Annotated in this window: 18 protein-coding genes and 2 pseudogenes; 9 read left to right on the forward strand and 11 right to left on the reverse strand. The window is 70.9% G+C overall.

All coding sequences use genetic code 11. From position 1 onward, the window contains the following. Positions 1–20 precede the first annotated feature (20 nt). A complete protein-coding gene (locus ABT063_RS52245) occupies positions 21–920 on the reverse strand; it encodes a hypothetical protein (protein WP_502990862.1) in 900 nt (299 codons plus the stop codon). Between the two features lie 349 nt (positions 921–1,269). Here ABT063_RS52245 and ABT063_RS52250 point away from each other — a divergent pair, with 349 nt between their 5' ends. Further along, a complete protein-coding gene (locus ABT063_RS52250) occupies positions 1,270–1,746 on the forward strand; it encodes a hypothetical protein (RefSeq protein ID WP_502990863.1) in 477 nt (158 codons plus the stop codon). A gap of 414 nt (positions 1,747–2,160) precedes the next feature. On the opposite strand, the pseudogene ABT063_RS22345 reads toward ABT063_RS52250, so the two are convergent. The 3 genes and pseudogenes from ABT063_RS22345 to ABT063_RS22355 form a co-directional block, all read right to left on the reverse strand. Beyond that, a pseudogene (locus tag ABT063_RS22345) lies at positions 2,161–2,700 on the reverse strand (site-specific integrase); the annotation flags it as partial. A 934-nt stretch (positions 2,701–3,634) separates the two neighbouring features. Then, entirely contained in the window at positions 3,635–4,027 is a 393-nt protein-coding gene (locus ABT063_RS22350) for a type II toxin-antitoxin system VapC family toxin (protein ID WP_351059128.1), read from the reverse strand. Further along, positions 4,024–4,302, reverse strand: coding sequence for a hypothetical protein (locus ABT063_RS22355; RefSeq protein ID WP_351059129.1), 279 nt, complete (start codon positions 4,300–4,302; stop codon positions 4,024–4,026). Before ABT063_RS22355 ends, ABT063_RS22350 begins: the two co-directional genes overlap by 4 nt. A 524-nt stretch (positions 4,303–4,826) precedes the next feature. Here ABT063_RS22355 and ABT063_RS22360 point away from each other — a divergent pair. Further along, positions 4,827–5,714: a glycosyltransferase family 2 protein gene (locus tag ABT063_RS22360; RefSeq protein ID WP_351059130.1), complete on the forward strand. Its 888-nt coding sequence runs from the start codon at positions 4,827–4,829 to the stop codon at positions 5,712–5,714. 387 nt (positions 5,715–6,101) lie between these two features. Here ABT063_RS22360 and ABT063_RS22365 read toward each other — a convergent pair whose 3' ends face one another. The 3 genes from ABT063_RS22365 to ABT063_RS22375 form a co-directional block, all read right to left on the reverse strand. Then, positions 6,102–7,802 (reverse strand): bifunctional 3'-5' exonuclease/DNA polymerase, encoded by a 1,701-nt coding sequence (locus ABT063_RS22365; protein ID WP_351059131.1) that lies wholly within the window; start codon positions 7,800–7,802, stop codon positions 6,102–6,104. A gap of 103 nt (positions 7,803–7,905) precedes the next feature. Beyond that, on the reverse strand, positions 7,906–8,661 hold the full coding sequence (locus tag ABT063_RS22370) for a Clp protease N-terminal domain-containing protein (protein WP_351059132.1): 756 nt from the start codon (positions 8,659–8,661) through the stop codon (positions 7,906–7,908). Positions 8,662–8,738: 77 nt separating this feature from the next. After that, positions 8,739–9,365: a LysE family translocator gene (locus tag ABT063_RS22375; RefSeq protein WP_351059133.1), complete on the reverse strand. Its 627-nt coding sequence runs from the start codon at positions 9,363–9,365 to the stop codon at positions 8,739–8,741. Between the two features lie 66 nt (positions 9,366–9,431). On the opposite strand from ABT063_RS22375, the gene ABT063_RS22380 reads away from it, so the two are divergent. After that, the gene (locus ABT063_RS22380; protein WP_351059134.1) at positions 9,432–10,616 is read left to right on the forward strand and encodes a DUF2786 domain-containing protein; all 1,185 of its coding nucleotides are present in this window, start codon (positions 9,432–9,434) and stop codon (positions 10,614–10,616) included. A gap of 11 nt (positions 10,617–10,627) precedes the next feature. Here the strand turns inward: ABT063_RS22380 and ABT063_RS22385 are convergent, their stop codons facing one another. The 4 genes from ABT063_RS22385 to rpmB form a co-directional block, all read right to left on the reverse strand. Beyond that, complete coding sequence (locus ABT063_RS22385) at positions 10,628–11,149, reverse strand: DUF4232 domain-containing protein (RefSeq protein WP_351059135.1); 522 nt, start codon at positions 11,147–11,149, stop codon at positions 10,628–10,630. Between the two features lie 216 nt (positions 11,150–11,365). Next, positions 11,366–11,893 (reverse strand): hypothetical protein, encoded by a 528-nt coding sequence (locus ABT063_RS22390; protein ID WP_351059136.1) that lies wholly within the window; start codon positions 11,891–11,893, stop codon positions 11,366–11,368. Between the two features lie 54 nt (positions 11,894–11,947). Beyond that, positions 11,948–12,253 carry a 30S ribosomal protein S14 gene (gene rpsN / locus ABT063_RS22395; protein ID WP_351059137.1) on the reverse strand — a complete coding sequence of 102 codons (306 nt, stop codon included), beginning with the start codon at positions 12,251–12,253 and terminating at the stop codon, positions 11,948–11,950. Beyond that, entirely contained in the window at positions 12,253–12,489 is a 237-nt protein-coding gene (rpmB, locus tag ABT063_RS22400) for a 50S ribosomal protein L28 (RefSeq protein WP_095751084.1), read from the reverse strand. Before rpmB ends, rpsN begins: the two co-directional genes overlap by 1 nt. Before the next feature lie 62 nt (positions 12,490–12,551). On the opposite strand from rpmB, the gene rpmG reads away from it, so the two are divergent. From rpmG to ABT063_RS22430, 6 genes and pseudogenes are all read left to right on the forward strand, one after another. After that, positions 12,552–12,716 (forward strand): 50S ribosomal protein L33, encoded by a 165-nt coding sequence (gene rpmG / locus ABT063_RS22405; RefSeq protein WP_010044249.1) that lies wholly within the window; start codon positions 12,552–12,554, stop codon positions 12,714–12,716. A 5-nt stretch (positions 12,717–12,721) separates the two neighbouring features. Then, the gene (locus ABT063_RS22410) at positions 12,722–12,979 is read left to right on the forward strand and encodes a type B 50S ribosomal protein L31 (RefSeq protein ID WP_351059138.1); all 258 of its coding nucleotides are present in this window, start codon (positions 12,722–12,724) and stop codon (positions 12,977–12,979) included. A 4-nt stretch (positions 12,980–12,983) separates the two neighbouring features. Continuing rightward, the gene (locus tag ABT063_RS22415; protein ID WP_351059139.1) at positions 12,984–14,150 is read left to right on the forward strand and encodes a CobW family GTP-binding protein; all 1,167 of its coding nucleotides are present in this window, start codon (positions 12,984–12,986) and stop codon (positions 14,148–14,150) included. Between the two features lie 7 nt (positions 14,151–14,157). Beyond that, positions 14,158–14,391, forward strand: coding sequence for a 30S ribosomal protein S18 (rpsR, locus tag ABT063_RS22420; protein ID WP_351059140.1), 234 nt, complete (start codon positions 14,158–14,160; stop codon positions 14,389–14,391). A gap of 212 nt (positions 14,392–14,603) precedes the next feature. Then, positions 14,604–14,978 carry a hypothetical protein gene (locus tag ABT063_RS22425; protein WP_351059141.1) on the forward strand — a complete coding sequence of 125 codons (375 nt, stop codon included), beginning with the start codon at positions 14,604–14,606 and terminating at the stop codon, positions 14,976–14,978. Further along, a pseudogene (locus ABT063_RS22430) lies at positions 14,975–15,380 on the forward strand (SRPBCC family protein). Before ABT063_RS22425 ends, ABT063_RS22430 begins: the two are co-directional and overlap by 4 nt. Positions 15,381–15,485: the final 105 nt, after the last annotated feature.

Here is a 15,485-nt window from a genome sequence, read left to right on the forward strand (position 1 = left end):
CCCGATGTGCCCAGGCAGCGCTATCCGGTCGGCAACGCGGGACGAAGCCGCAGAACAACGTCCTCGTCCCGCAAGTCACCGATCCGCAGCGTCACTTGGGTGTCGTCAAGCGGAAGTCCCGCGCGCAGGCAGGCATAGACGACTGCGGCCGGCAGGCCCGGATCCAGTACCGGGCCCGTGGCCGCCGCCTCCACGACCCGGCCGTCCCGCAGCCCGACCAGACAGCCGCCCCCGCGCACCGCCGATGCCGCGAGAAGGCTTCCGGGCAACCGAGCGAGGGCGTCCTCTATCCAGCGCAGCGCCGTCACCGCGGCGGATGTGGGCCGGCGTCGGACGAGAACCGAGGCGCTCTCGGTCAGCCGACGGTCGCGTTCGTCGTCCGCGCAGGCGAGGTGCGTGAAGAGGGCGGCGGACTCCGGGCAGGTCTTGCCGTACGAGGCGACGGTTGCCGGAAAGCGGTGCACGGTAACGGTCGGTGCCACGCTGTCCCCGGTGACGTTCGTGGTCACCTGCCAGGAGGTGACTGGCGTGGCGGGCGGATCCGGATCCGGCAGTACCAGCGGAGCGGGTGGGGGAGAGGACGGCTCCGGAAGCTTCAGCAGGCGGTAGAGGGCGGTGCGGAGCCGGGCCAGGGCGTGCCCCGGTTCGGCGAAGGCCTGCGCGGCGACGGCGGCGTACTGCTGGGGCGTGTGCCCGCGTATGACGTCCTCCACCTGCCAGCGCAGGTTCCCGCGAGTGTCGAGCCGGGGCGCGACGGCCGCCAGCTCGTGGACGGCGGTCCCGGGCACCGCGTCGCTGCCGAATGCCGCGAGCAGCAGTGGGGTGCCGGCCGCCGCGCCGTACAGCGTCACCGAGCCGTGATCGCCCACGACGACGTCGGCGGCGACGAGCGCGGGTCGCCAGGCGTGGACGGCCGGCATCAGCAGCAGAACCCGCGTCCAGGGCCGCGGCCAGCAGGGTGCGGATCTGCCAGGCCCCGTGAGCCGACCACACATTGGGGTGGACGATCGCGCCGACCTGGTACTGGTCACAGGGCAGTTGGGCGATCAGACGCGGGAGAAGATCCGGGAGACTCCCCAGGAGCGAAGTGCGGCCCCAGGCGGAACTGACCATGACCAGACACTGATGCTCCGCGACGCCCAACGCCTCTCGGTACGCCCTCCTGCGCGACCGGCTGCCCACCAGCTCGTCGAAGCACGGGTCACCCACCATCAGCGTGCGCCCGGCCGACTTCGGATGGGTGGCGATCAACTGTTCCTCCTGCGCCGGATGCGAGACCGCAAGCCAGGCACGTCCCGACTCCAGGAGGGAATCCGGTACGACTCCGGAGAGCCTCTCGTGTGGACTGCGGGAATCCGGCACGAACTTCTGGAAGCCGACGCCGTGCGGCAGCACCAGCACCGGGCAATCGCCCTCCGGCACGTCGATATTCTCGCTGGCGGACAGGATGAGGTCGGGGGCGATGTGCCCCAGCTGCTCCCAGGGAGCGACCCGGCAGCCGGCGGCGTGGAGGAGGTCGAGGACGCCGTCGTTGAAAGCGGAAGTGGGGTCGTAGGCGAAGACGACGGTCACGCGGGCGTCGTCGCGCAGGAGCGACGGCAGTGTTTCGAGGGCGCGTACGGTCGAAGTGACGGTACGGGCGGCGACGACAAGGGTGCGCTCGCCGTGCAAGGTGCTCCAGCGGTGGGCATCAGAGCCCACGGGCACGCGAAGCGGCTGGCTACCGAACAAGCCGACCGCCTCTAACAAACCCACGCCTCCAGTCGGTCAGCGGCTCGCGGCTCGCGGCTCGCGGCTCGCGGCTCGCGGCTCGCGGCTCGCGGCTCGCGGCTCGCGGCTCGCGGCTCGCGGCTCGCGGCTCGCGGCTATGGTTGCTTTATCGCATTTCAAGCCGGTTAGCAATCCTTTGGGTGGCCCTGTGGTCAGTGGGGCAGTGTCTGAACTCGTACACGGTAACGAACCATGCCGACTGCAATGTAAGCCTCGGTCGCATGATTGACAGTTGGCGCTGAGGCACGAAACGCGGGTTCGTAGACGGGGCACGGACGACAGGTCCGTTGGAACGTCGACCACCTCGGCAGCACGGCGGAGGTGGAAGCGAAAGACCCCGGGCACAGGAACCGACGGTCCTGTGCCCGGGGCCAACGACAGGCGAACTGGCTATGTCGTGAGTGCTTCACTTTGAGCAGCACCGCACGTGCACTTGCACGTACAGCGGGGCGACGCACTGACGGAAAGAGTAGGTCGAGTCGCTCGCTGTTCGATCACCGAGCGGATCGCTTTCGGCGCGCGTGGTACGAGCTTTACGACGGCCTCCGCCGCCGCTCGTGCGAGGTCGTCGAGTACCGACTGATAGATGTCGCGTGTGATGCGGCTGTCGCTGTGACCCAGTGTGTCCGAGACGACCTTGATGTCGACGCCGGCGGCGAGCATGAGGGTCGCGGCGTCGTGACGCAGGTCGTGCAGTCGGATGGGCGGCAGTCCCGCTTCGGCGACGAGACGCTCGAAGAGGTCGGAGATCTTGCCCGGGTGGAGGAGGGAGCCGTCCTCCTCGGTGAAGACGCGGCCCGTGTCCTTCCACGCGTCGCCCCACTTACGCTTCTCCTCCTGCTGGAGGAGCTTGCGTCGCTCCAGTGCGTCCACCGTCTCCTCCTCGAGGGCGACGGACCGGATGCCGCTGTTGGTCTTCGGAAGATCTTCCTGGCCGGCGTTCACCGAGGAGCTGGAGCCCGAGCCCCCGGCCGAGGAGCGCGCCATGCTGCCCGTCTCGCTGTTCAAGGACGGGCAGTTCACCATCGTCAACACCGCCTCCCTCATCCTGGGATTCGGCGCGCGTACGGCACCTTCTACCGGCTGTGCCTCTACCTGCAGCAGGTCCAGGGGACGTCGGCGGTTGTGACCGGCGTGAAATTTCTGCCCGACTCCATCGCCATCGGTCTGGCGTCCACTCAGGCCGGCCAGCTGACGGCGCGCTTCGGCCCGTGCGGCTCCTGCTCGCCGGGTACGGCTTCATCAGTATCGGCCTGCTCGCGCTGCTCGGCCTGTCACCCGACACCGGATACGGCCGGACCGCCGTCGTCTTCGCGGTCCTGGGAGCGGGCATCGGCCTTGCCATCACGCTCACGAACGCCGCAGCGCGCTCGACAGCGCCGCGCCAGCCGTCCGGGGCGGCCGCCGCCATGGTCAACGCGACGCGACAAGCCGGAACAGCCATCGGTAGCGCCGTCCTCGGATCCCTGCTGACCACCCACGCCACGAACTCGCTCGCCGACGACCTGGCGGGCACAGCACAAGGCGGCGCGCACGACGCGGCGGCCACCGTGATGGCCCAGCACTGCACGGCCCGAGGGGCTCTCCGTCTCAGCCAATCGCGTGCACGGACTGTTCGCCGACGCATTCGCGGACGGACTGCATCTCAGCCTCCTGGTCGCGAGCATCGCGACCCTGCTGGCCACTGCCGCTGTGGCGCTCTTCCTGCCACGACAGCAACCACGGCCCACGCCCGCTGCGCCGTAGCACCCGCCCGGGCAGCGCTCCACCACGTGAGCCGGAGCCCCCAAGCTGCCCCGGTCAGGATTCCCCCGCTTGGCCGGGGTCTGTTCTTGCCCGCAGGGTCATCCCGCCTCGCACCGTGTCAGATCTTGATCACGTGGACCCCCGGGCCGCACAACATGTGGAGATCCTCGGGGTCGGACGTCAGGACGGTCACGGGGGCGGGTGAGGCGAGTGCGGTGGCGGCGACGATCGCGTCGATGGCGTATTTGTGGCCGTGTAGGCCGGCTGCGGCGAGGAGTTTGCTGGCGTGGCGGGCGAAGGCTTCGGTGGGCGGGATGATGTTGACGCGGGAGACGGCGTAGTCGAAGCGGGCCTGGTTGGTTTTGGGGTCGCGGGCTTCGACGAGGGTGACGGAGCTGGTGATGACGCGGATGTCCTCCGCCTCGGCTGCCGCCAGCCACTCGGTGAGTTCGGGGGTGCGTCGTACGAGTTTGGCCAGGCCTTCGCAGTCCAGGACGAGGGTGCCGCTCATGCCGCGTCAGCCGAGCCGGCTGCGTCGCTGCGCAGGAGCGCCCGCTTGGCCTCGACCGCTGCCTGATCCGCCGGCCCGTGCTCGGTCTCCGCGTCTTCGATGAGTTCGCGCAGCCGGTCGCGTTCGAGTTGGCGCTGGATGAGGGCCTCGACGTAGGCGGACATGCCGCGTTTGCCGGTGCGTGCCTTGAGTGCCGCGATGGTGCCTTCGTGGAGGGAGACAGAGACCGGGCGGACGGGGCCTTCGCCGGGAGCGGGGTCGGGGGTGGTGGCCATGGAGCCACATTAACAAAACCCTTGTTATTAGGTGGGGCGTTTCTGCGGCGTTGCGGCTTGACCGGAGGCAGGTGGCGGATTGCCTCGCGGGATACAGATCCTCTGTGATCACCAAGCGCGACGATGCGACCCGTGGGCTGACGCGCGAGGAGCTGCTCGCGCTGCCCGCGGCTGTGGACCTGGAGACGGCGAACCACGCGCTGTCCCTCAGCCGCACCACGGGGTACGACCTTGCCAAGTGCGCCGGCGCGGGCACGCCTTCCGTATGGCGATGCTCACAGGATCTGATGCGACCACGAGGCACACTCCATCACGATCTCTGTCGCCTCGTAATGCGTAGGTCTCGGGTTCGAATCCCGAAGGCGGCTCCACCGAAACCCCAGGCCGGAACATCTCCGGGCTGGGGTTTTCTCGTGCACTGCAGCGGCATCGGGTGGGCTCAGGGATGCGGTCGGTGGCCGGAGGGCCGCAGGGTCGACAAGCGTACTGATAGGCATACTTAAGAGGTCCTTACCGTGAACGAGGTGCCGAGGGTCGCTGTCGCCGTCGTGACCATGGGGAACCGGCCCGGCGAAGTCGACGCGCTCTTGGAGTCCGTGGCCAAGCAGGACCTCGCCCCGGCACGGATCGTGATCGTCGGCAACGGCTGCCGGCTGCCCGAGTTCGCCGAGCGGCTCTCGCTGCCCGGTGAGGTCACCGCCATTGACGTCGAGGAGAACCTCGGCTGTCCCGGCGGGCGGAACGTGGCGCTCGCCCGGCTCCGGGAGTTCGGGGACGTCGACGTCGTCGTCGAGCTGGACGACGACGGGCTGTTGGTCGACGGCGATGTGCTGCGCCGCGCGGCGGACCTTTTCGCCGCCGACCCGCGTCTCGGCATCGTCGGCTTCCGCATCGCCGACGAGTCCGGGGAGACACAGCAGCGGCACGTACCGCGCGTCGGCTCCTCCGACCCGCTGCGGGGCGGGTATGTCACCGGGTTCCTCGGCGGCGGGCACGCCTTCCGTATGGCGATGCTCGACGAGATCGGGGACTGGCCCGCCGAGTTCTTCTTCGCCCACGAGGAGGCCGACCTGGCCTGGCGGGTCGCCGACCGGGGCTGGCGGATCCTGTACGCGCCCGAGTTGCTGCTCCAGCACCCGAAGACCTCGCCCGCCCGGCACGCCATCTACTACCGGGTGAACGCCCGGAACAGGGTCTGGCTGGTGCGCCGTCGGCTCCCGTTGGCGCTCATCCCCGCGCATCTGGGCGTGTGGACGCTGCTCACGCTCCTGCGGGTTCGGTCGGTAGCCGGGCTGCGCGCCTGGTTCGGTGGGTTCGTGGAGGGGCTGCGGGAACCGGCCGGTGAGCGGCGGCCGATGCGCTGGCGGACGGTGTGGTGGCTGACCCGGTTGGGGCGGCCACCCGTCATCTGAGGCCGATGCCGATGCCGGCGCGTAGGGCTGCGGCGGCATGGGCGAGGTGATGTGCGGCGGCTGCGGTTCGGGCTGCTGGGGCCGTCGCCGTCGTACGGCAGGTCACCGGTCCTGTACGGGGCCCGGGAAGCCGCCGGGCAGGATGGCGCCGGCGAGGGGGACGGCGCCGAGGTGCGGGATGGCATGGCGCCCGCCACCGTCCGTGCGGCCCGCTGCACCATCATGTGGCCCGGCCATGGCGGCTGCTCGACGTCCCCCCACCGGCTGCGGGCGGTGCCGCCCGGCTATCCGCTGCGGGCCGAGCAGGGCGAGCTGCACCGGACCGACGAGACGGCGGCCCCGAGCTCACAAATGCTGCCGGCCGAGGCCGACCGCTCACCCGCACGATCACTTCGCGTCCGCATAACACTCCACCACCGCCGTCGTGAACGGAAACCGCACCGGCGTCTGACCGAACGTCAGCCGTCCCGCGAGGTCCGCCGCCTCCCGGATCGCCGCCACGACCTCCTCCGCCTCCTCTTCGGGACAGTGCACGATCACCTCGTCGTGCTGGAAGAAGACCAGCTCGGCCGCCATGTCCGCGCAGGTCCGCCGCAGCGCGGCGAGCAGCAGCAGGGTCCAGTCGGCGGCGCTGCCCTGGACGACGAAGTTGCGGGCGAAGCGGCCGCGCGCGCGGGCGTTGGTGGAGGCGTACCCGGGTATCCACTCCGACCGGGCCGGTTGCCGGTCGTCGGAGTCCTCCTCGGCGGCGGGGATGCCGGCCTCCTCCGCCGTGTCCTCCGTGGCCCCGGCCGCCGGCGGGCAGGTCCGCCCGAGCCAGGTCCGTACGAGCCGCCCCTCCTCGCCCGCGCGGGCCGCCTCGTCGACGTAGGCCACCGCCTTGGGGAAGCGGCGTCTGAGCGCGGCGAGGTTCTTCAGGCCGTCGCCGGAGGTCTGGCCGTAGACCGCGCCGAGCACGGCGAGCTTGGCCTGGGCGCGGTCGCCGGAGAAGGCTCGGTCGGAGACCGACTGGTACAGGTCGGTCTCGCGGCCGGCGACCTCCATCAGACCGGGGTCGCGGGAGATCGCCGCCAGCACGCGCGGCTCCATCTGGTCGGCGTCGGCGACCACCAGCCGCCAGCCGGGGTCGGCGACCACCGCCCGCCGGATGACCTTGGGGATCTGGAGGCCACCGCCACCATTGGTGACCCATCGGCCCGTGACCGTCCCGCCTGCCAGGAACTCCGGTCGGAAGCGGCCGTCGCGCACCCAGTCCTGCAGCCAGGACCAGCCGTGGGCGACCCAGATCCGGTACAGCTTCTTGTACTCGACCAGAGGTTTCACGGCCGGATGGTCGACCGACTCGATCTCCCAGCGCCGGGTCGACTTGACCTTGATCCCGGCCTGCGCGAACGCCTTGATGACATCGGCCGGCAGATCGGGGCGCACGCGCCGGCCGAAGGCGTCGGACACCTCGTCGGCGAGTTCGGCCAGGCGCCGGGGCTCGCCCCCGCCCGCGTACCGCTCGCCGAGCAGGTCGTGCAGCACCCGGCGGTGCACCTCGGCGCTCCACGGCAGTCCGGCCCGGTTCATCTCGGCGGCCACCAGCATCCCCGCCGACTCGGCGGCGGTCAGCAGCCGCATGCGGTCCGGGTGCGCGGTGGCGTCATGGCGGCGCTGCTGCTCGGCGTACACCTCGACCAGGTCGGCCAGTGGCAGGTGCGCGGCCTGCGGCTCGAAGAGGGGTGACTGTGAGCCGGGTTCGGCGGACCGCTGGGGCGGGTCGGGCGGTACGGGGCCGCCGCGCAGCCGGGCGAGGGCGGCGGCCGCCGAGCGGGGCTCGCCGTACCGCCCCTCGTGGCCGAGGAGGAGCGTCTCCGCGTCCTCGACGTCGTAGCACCGCTCCACTCGCACCCCCGTGGCGAGCAGGCGCGGATACGTCTCGGCCGTCGACCGCCACACCCAGCGCGTGACGTCCGGCAGGCCGCGCACGGCCTCGGCGGGGTCCGCGACCCGCCGCACCGGCCCGGCGAGCAGCCCGCCCGGGCCGAGGGGGGCGATCTCCACGCCACCGTCCTCGGCCGGAGCGAGAGCCCACCGGTCGGTCATGACTGCGAGTGTGGCAGGTGGGTCTGACAACGGTTCTGACGTGCTGTTTTCGAGATCCGTGCCCGTACGCGCCCGTAGTGCCGTAGCGCCCGTTGCGTACCCGCTACGGCTGCTGCCCTTCCTGCTTCTCCTCCTGCTCCCGCGCCTTGACGATCTCCGCGAGCGCTTTGGCGACGTACTCCTCTGTCTTCGCCTTGTCGATGCCGAGGCCGCTCAGGACGCCGGAGCCGTTCTCGAACTCCAGCAGGGCCAGCAGGATGTGCTCGGTGCCGATGTAGTTGTGGCCGAGGCGGAGGGCCTCGCGGAAGGTGAGTTCCAGGACCTTCTTGGCGTCGGAGCCGTAGGGGATGAGTTCCGGTACCTCTTCGGCCGCGGGTGGGAGCGCCTCGGCGGCGGCCGGGCGCACGGAGCGGAGGGAGACGCCCTGCGTGGTGATCGCCGCGGCCGCCAGGGACTCCGGCTCCGCCAGCAGGCCGAGGATCAGGTGCTCGGGGCGGCCCTCGGAGTTCCGGGCGGCCTTGGCCTCGTTGTGGGCGGCCATCACCGCGTTGCGGGCGCGCTCGGTGTAGCGGCTGAAGCCCTGGTTCGGATCGAGGTCGGTGGACTCCTTCGGCACGAACCGCTTCTGCGCGGCCTGCCGGGTGACCCCCATGCTCTTGCCGATGTCCGACCAGGAGGCGCCCGAACGCCGGGCCTGGTCCACGAAGTGACCTATCAGGTGGTCGGCCACCTCCCCGAGGTGCTCACCCGCGAGGACCGCGTCCTGGAGTTGTTCGAGGGGCTCGGCATGGACCTTCTTGATGGCCGCGATGATGTCGTCGAGACGTACGGATGACGTGATGCTCGGGTTCGTCGTCATGCGTCAACCGTAGGTTGACACCCCTAGGTGCGTCAACCGCCGGTTGACGCCAACCGTCCTCCACGCGCGCGTGCCGCCTACTTCGGCGAAGCCGCCAACCGCACCGCCAGCCCCGTGAACACCGTCCCGGAGACGATGTTCAGCGCCCGGTTCACCCGCGCGCTGCGCCTCAACACGCCGGCCAGCCGCCCCGAGAGCAGGCCCACGAAGCCGTCCCACAGGAAGCCCATGACCACCAGCGTGACGCCGAGCAGCAGGAACTGACCCTGTACATGGCCGAGCGAGGGATCCACGAACTGCGGCAGGAACGCCACGTTGAAGAGGATCACCTTGGGGTTGAGCAGGTTGGTGACGGCGCCCTGCCAGAAGGCCCGCCGCATCCCCGAACGGGTCGGCGCGCCCTCCTCGCCCGGCACCGAGCGGTCCCGGAACGCCTTCACCGCCAGGTAGAGCAGATAGGCCGCGCCCGCCCAGCGCAGCACGTGGTACAGGGTCGGCAGGGTCAGGAACAGCGCCGACAGCCCGAGCGCCGCGGCGATCGCGTGCACGAGCATGGCGCAGGCCACGCCGAACGCGGCCATCACCCCGGCCGTGGGCCCGCCCCGTCCGCCCATCGCCACGATGAACATCATGTCGGGGCCGGGAGTGATGCAGAGCGCGAAGGCGGCGACGAGGAACGCCGCGTACAGATGCATGTCCACCATGCGGGCCATGCTCGAAGCCGCCCCCAGGGGAGACGACCGAATTTCGGGGAGTGAGACGATCGCCGGGTGAGCAGTACGAATGACTCAGGCAGTACGACAGGTGGTGACTCGGGCCGTACGGCCGGCACCGTCGAACGCGCCTTCCAGGCCGCCCTCTACGCCGACACCGACACCGCCCTCGACACCGGCGCCTCGCTCCTCGCGGCCGACCCGCCGGCGGACGCCGAACTGAACCGTCGGGGTGCGGAGTTCGTCGCGGCGGCCTGGCGGCGCGGCTGGCAGCCCGCGGATGTCGTACGGATCGTGCGGCGCGAGCTGGACGATGTACACGTACGCCTCGTCTCGGCACTGATCCACGCCCAGGCGCCGAACGACCGCCCGCGCGGCCCCCGTTGGGCAGCGCAGCTCGCGCACCTCGCACGGCTGGCCCAGCCGGACGACCCCACCGCCACCCCGCCCCGCACCGACCGCTTCTCGCACGCCACCGCCGTACTGGAGCTGTACCGCCTGCTGCTGCGGCTGCCCGCCCTGGAGCCCCTGGAGGAGCCCCGACAGGAACGCGGCACCGACTCCCGCATGCTCACCCGCATCCGCGCCCTGCTCGCCAAGGCGGAGGCGACCGGCTTCCCGGAGGAGGCAGAGGCGCTCAGCGCCAAGGCGCAGGAGCTGATGGCCCGGCACAGCATCGACGAGGCACTGCTGTCGGACCGGGCGCGGGGCCAGGGCTCCGGCGTTGCCGACGCGCCCGGCGCCTGCCGGATCGGTGTCGAGCCGCCGTACGAGCAGGCCAAGGCGGTGCTGCTGGACGCGGTCGCCACCGCCAACCACTGCCGGGCCGTGTGGAACGAACCCTTCGGCTTCTCCACCGTCGTCGGCTTCGAACCCGACCTGGAAGTGGTCGAACTCCTTTACACCTCGCTCCTCGTGCAGGCCACGACGGCGATGACGAAGGCGGAGGCCGCGCAGCGGGCCGGCGGCCGAAAGCGCACCAAGACCTTCCGGCAGTCCTTCCTCGCGGCTTATGCCCACCGCGTCGGCACGCGCCTGCGCGCCGCCGCCGAGGCCACCGTGAGCGAGGACCTGCTGCCCGTCCTCGCCTCCCGCGAGGTCGCGGTCACCGACCGCCTGGACCGCATGTTCCCGGAGACGACCACGTCCCGGTTGCGCGGCGTCGGTGACGCGGCGGGCTGGACGGAGGGGTCCGAGGCGGCCGACCGTGCGCAGGTCAGCGGCCGACGACCGCTGGCGTGACCGCCGAGTGCTCAGTCACCCGCGTGGGTGAACGGCCCCACGGACGCGTCCGGTTCGCCGCCCTTCAGCGCCACCGGGCCGTACGTCCAGGGAAAGCTCTTCTTGTCGTCACCGGCTTTCGGCATGCTGATCCGCAGCGTCTTCGCGGCGAGGCTCTCCGCGCCGCTCGTCCCACCCCGTACGTAGGTGAGGGTGAAGGTCACGCTGTCGCCCTTGGCGAGGGTCAGCTTCTCGGGCTTGGCGCCGTCAGCCGCGGGGACGGTCGCGGACTTGTCACCGGTGTTCAGCTCGATGCCCGGGAAGCCGTCCAGGGCGCACGGGGAACTCTGGTTGGTGACGGAGACGGGGACGTTGCCCGTGTCTCCGGCGGCCGGGGCGACGTTGGCCGGGCCGACCTCGACACCCAGCTGGTCGATCCCGCAGGCGTCGCCGCCCTTGCCGGTGCCGCTGCTGTCGTCGCTCCCGCCGCTGCCGCAGGCGGTGAGGAGAAGGGCCGCGGCGAGGGCGGTGACGGCGAGGGGCGTGACGCGCATGTGAGGTCCTCTGGGGCGTGACATCGGCGATCGACTGCAAGGATCATCACGCATAGGGGGCGACACGGTTGCCGCCCCCCAGGCGTACGACCCTGAGTGCACATTTTGAGCCTTGCGGCCCTAAGTGCGCACATTGGGCCTTGCGACCCTGGGTACACGCATAAGGCCTTGCGAACCCAGGCGCACACTCAAGGCCTCAGGCGCACACTCAAGGCCTTACGACCCCAAGCTCGCCGTAGGCAGCCCGCTCGGCAACTGCCCGCCCTCCGCCCTGGTGTACGTCTCCGTGCCGAGACCGTCCTCCCAGGTCACCTTGAGCGTCGTACCGTCGACGGAGTCGACCGTCCCGGTGGCCCGGTCCTTGCTGCCGTCCGTGCACTTGAGGCGGATCATCTCCGTGCCGGACTCCCCACGCGCGGTCCCGCTGCACACGGTCCCGCCGGTCGCGAAGAGCCCGGCCTGCGAGCCGTTGACCACCAGCGCCACGGCCTTGCCGTCGGTGGTGGCGAGCCAGTTGCCCTCCAGCCCGTCGGAGGAGGCCGTGGAACCGCCGGAGCCGCCGGACCCGCCGCCCGTCTCCGCGCTCGCGGAAGCGGACGTATCAGGGCTGCTGGGTCCGGTGGAGGCCTCGTCCTCGGAGCTGCTGTCGCCGCTGCACGCGGTCAGTAGGAGCGCGCCCGCGAGGCCCGTGGCCGCGGCAGCGACCCGCACCCGCCGGCGCGCACCCGAAGTCGCCCAAGTCATGGAAGCTCCCAAGCTGTAGCGGTCGGCCCGGTTGGCCGGGAGGTCCGCAGCAAGCTACCAGGACGACTTGCGCACCCCCGGCAGATACCCGGCGTGCGCCTGCTGGCGCAGACTCACCCGGGACAGTCCGAAGGTACGGAAGTAGCCGCGCGGCCGCCCGTCGGTCTGGTCGCGGTTGCGCACCCGGGTGGCGCTGGCGTCCCGCGGCTGCCTGCTCAACTCCCGCTGGGCGGCGAGCCGTTCCTGCTCCGTGGAGGACGGGCGCCGGATGATCTCCTTCAGCTCGGCCCGGCGCTCGGCGTGCCGCGCGACGATCTCCTGCCGCTTCTCGTTCTTCGCGATCTTGCTCTTCTTCGCCATCAGACCCGCACCCCCCGGGCACGGATGCGGACCACGGCCGCCTCGATGCCGATCGTGTCGACGGTCTTGATCCCCTTCGTGCTCAGCCGCAGCCGTACGTACCGGCCCTCGCTCGGCAGCCAGTAGCGCTTGGACTGGATGTTGGGGTCGAAACGGCGCGAGGTGCGCCGGTGGGAGTGCGAGATGCGGTTGCCGAAGCCGGGCTGGGCTCCGGTCAGCATGCAGTGGGCGGACACGGGTGATGCACCTCTCTCGACGTGGGTGTGTAAATGGAATTCATTTTCAGTAAGATAGCAGCATGGCACGCAACGAACTCCGCCCGGTCATCAAGCTCCGGTCCACCGCCGGGACCGGCTACACCTATGTGACCCGCAAGAACCGCCGCAACGACCCGGACCGGCTCACCCTGCGCAAGTTCGACCCGGTCGTCGGCCGCCACGTCGACTTCCGAGAGGAGCGCTGACCGTCATGCGCAAGGGAATCCACCCGGAGTACGGTCCCGTCGTCTTCCGCGACCGTGCCGCGAACTACGCCTTCCTCACCCGCTCCACGCTGTCCGCGACGACGAGCGAGAAGACGGTCGAGTGGGAGGACGGCAACACATACCCCGTCGTGGACGTCGAGATCTCGGACGTCAGCCACCCGTTCTACACGGGCACCGCCCGCGTCCTGGACACCGCCGGACGTGTGGAGCGCTTCGAACGCCGGTACGGAAAGCGGAGCTAGTCACATGCCCGAGCTCTCCGTCGTGATCGTCGGCGGGCTGCACGCCGACGCCCGCAAGGCGGCCGTGGAGCGGCTGCTCGCCGACGTGCCCGACAGTGTCGTACTCCACCACGACCTGGCGACGGCCGCCGCCGGTACGGTCGTCCGGACGATCCGCGACGCCACCGGCGTCATCGACGCCGGCGAGGCGCCCCTGGTCAACGACTGCGCCTGCTGTGCCCTGCGCGAGGACCTGGTGCCGGAGCTGATCCGTATCCGGGACGCGGGCGGCATCCGGCTCGCGGTCGTCGAGCTGTGGGACTCCGTCGAGCCCAAGGCCATGGCCGAGGTGGTCACGTCCGGCGGGCTCACCGTCACCGGCGTGATCACCGCCGTGGACCCGGCGCTGGTCCTGCCGTATCTCGGCAACGGCGACGACCTGGCCGAGCGTGGCCTCGCCGCCGCGGCCACCGACCAGCGCACGGTCGCCGACACCTTCGCCCGGCAGCTGGAGTACGCGCCCGTCCTGGCCGTCACCGACTCCCCGGAGGCCGACGAAGAGGACCGCGAACTGCTCGCCCAGTTGCACCCGACGGCCCGCCAGGTCCTGATCGGCCACGGTGACCTGGCGGGCGCACGCCCACCCGGTACGGCCTCCCCGTTGGTGCGGGCCGCCCTCGCCGGCTTCGACGTCGACGCGGCCGCCGCCGCCCAGCACCCCGCGTGCGCCCTGCTGCCCGCCGAGGCCGACGCCCACGGCGTCTCCACCCTCGTCTGGCACCGCCGCCGCCCCTTCCATCCGGAGCGGCTGTACGCGGCGCTGGAGGACATCACCTGCGCCGCCGCCCGCAGCCGGGGCCGGTTCTGGCTCGCCGACAAGCCGGACACGCTGCTGCACTGGGACGCGGCCGGCGGGGCGCTGTGCGTGGAGAGCGCGGGCCCCTGGCTCGCCGCACTCCCGGACGCGGCCTGGGAGATGGTCCCGCCGGTGCGCCGCGCCGCCGCCTCGCTCGACTGGCACCCCGAGCACGGCGACTGCTGCCAGCACCTCGTCTTCACCTCGCCCGGCCTCGACCGCGACGGACTCGAACGGCTCCTGGAGTCCTGCCTGCTGACCGACGCCGAGTACGCCGCCGGGCGCACCGCCTGGAAGCGGCTGCCGCCCGCCTTCGACACCCTCCTGGAGGTCTGACCCCGCCATGCCCCGCAAGCCCGAACGCAAGCCCGCCAAGCACCGTCCCAACCCGCTGGACCAGGCCAAGATCACGTACATCGACTACAAGGACACCGACCTGCTGCGGAAGTTCATCTCCGACCGCGGCAAGATCCGCAGCCGCCGCGTCACCCGCGTCACGGCCCAGCAGCAGCGGCTCCTGGCGCGCGCGATCAAGAACGCGCGGGAGATGGCGTTGCTGCCGTACTCCAGTCGCTGACGGGCACCGCTGACAGGTAGGGGATTCCCCAGGTTTGATGCGTAGGGAATCTCCTACCTGTTGTCGTTCTCCATGAACGCAACCCACATCACCCACCCAAGGGCGCGCAGACCGTCTTCACGCTCTCCGGGCCCGGCGGTGGTCCGGGGGTGTCCCCCAGAAGGGAGATGTCGAACCCGGCTCCACCCGGGGGATCATGTCGCGCACGACCGATGTCGACGCCGACTGTGCCCGGCTCGCGGAAGCGGGAGCCTCCGGTGCAGGCCCCGGACGAGCACCCGTGGGGCCGGATGGCCTCCTTCACGGCCCCCGACGGCAACGGTCTGATGCTGCTGGCGGAGGACCAGCACCAGGAAGGCAGGCATGACCACGACTGGGGCCCGCGAGCCGCCGAGGACCGTGTCCTCGCCGCGCTCTCCAGCGGCGTACGCCGCGAGGTGCTGCGCCTGCTGCGCGTCCACCGCCTCGAAGCGGCCCCGCTCGCCGAGGTGCGGGACTGGCTCCATCCGTACGAGCGGTTCTGGCGCGAGCGGTTGAAGGTCCTCGGCGAACTGCTCGACCGCCTGCCCGACGATGGCACGACATGAGCACCGCACCCGATGACGACCTCACGGTCATCCGCGTGGACCAGTTCTTCCCGCACCCGCCCGCCAAGGTCTGGCGCGCCCTGACGGAGCCCGATCTGCTCGTGCGGTGGCAGACGCGGGGCGCCGAGGACTTCCGCCCGGAGGCCGGCCACCGTTATCGCATGACCTCCGTACCGCGCCCCAACTCCCACTTCTCCGGCGTCGTCGAGGTGCGGGTCCTCGCCGAACTGGACGATCATCTGGACGTTGGAACACGAAGGGCGCGGCACGCGTCTCTTCCTAGTGCACGAGGGGTTCAATCCGGACGACCCCGCGCAGCTGATGGCGCGGAAGATCATGGACGGGGGCTGGCGGTCGCATGTCCTGCGAGCTCTGGGGCAGACGCTGGAACGAATCCGGTAACAGGGACAACTTCCGTAACAGGAACGACTCCGGTCACCGGAACGACTTCGGTAAAGCGGACGTCCAAGGCGCAGCCAAAGCCGCGAGTACAGCGGTCGCCGCAGC

The sequence above is a fragment of the Streptomyces sp. NPDC002838 genome, assembly GCF_040295365.1.
Taxonomy (GTDB): domain Bacteria; phylum Actinomycetota; class Actinomycetes; order Streptomycetales; family Streptomycetaceae; genus Streptomyces.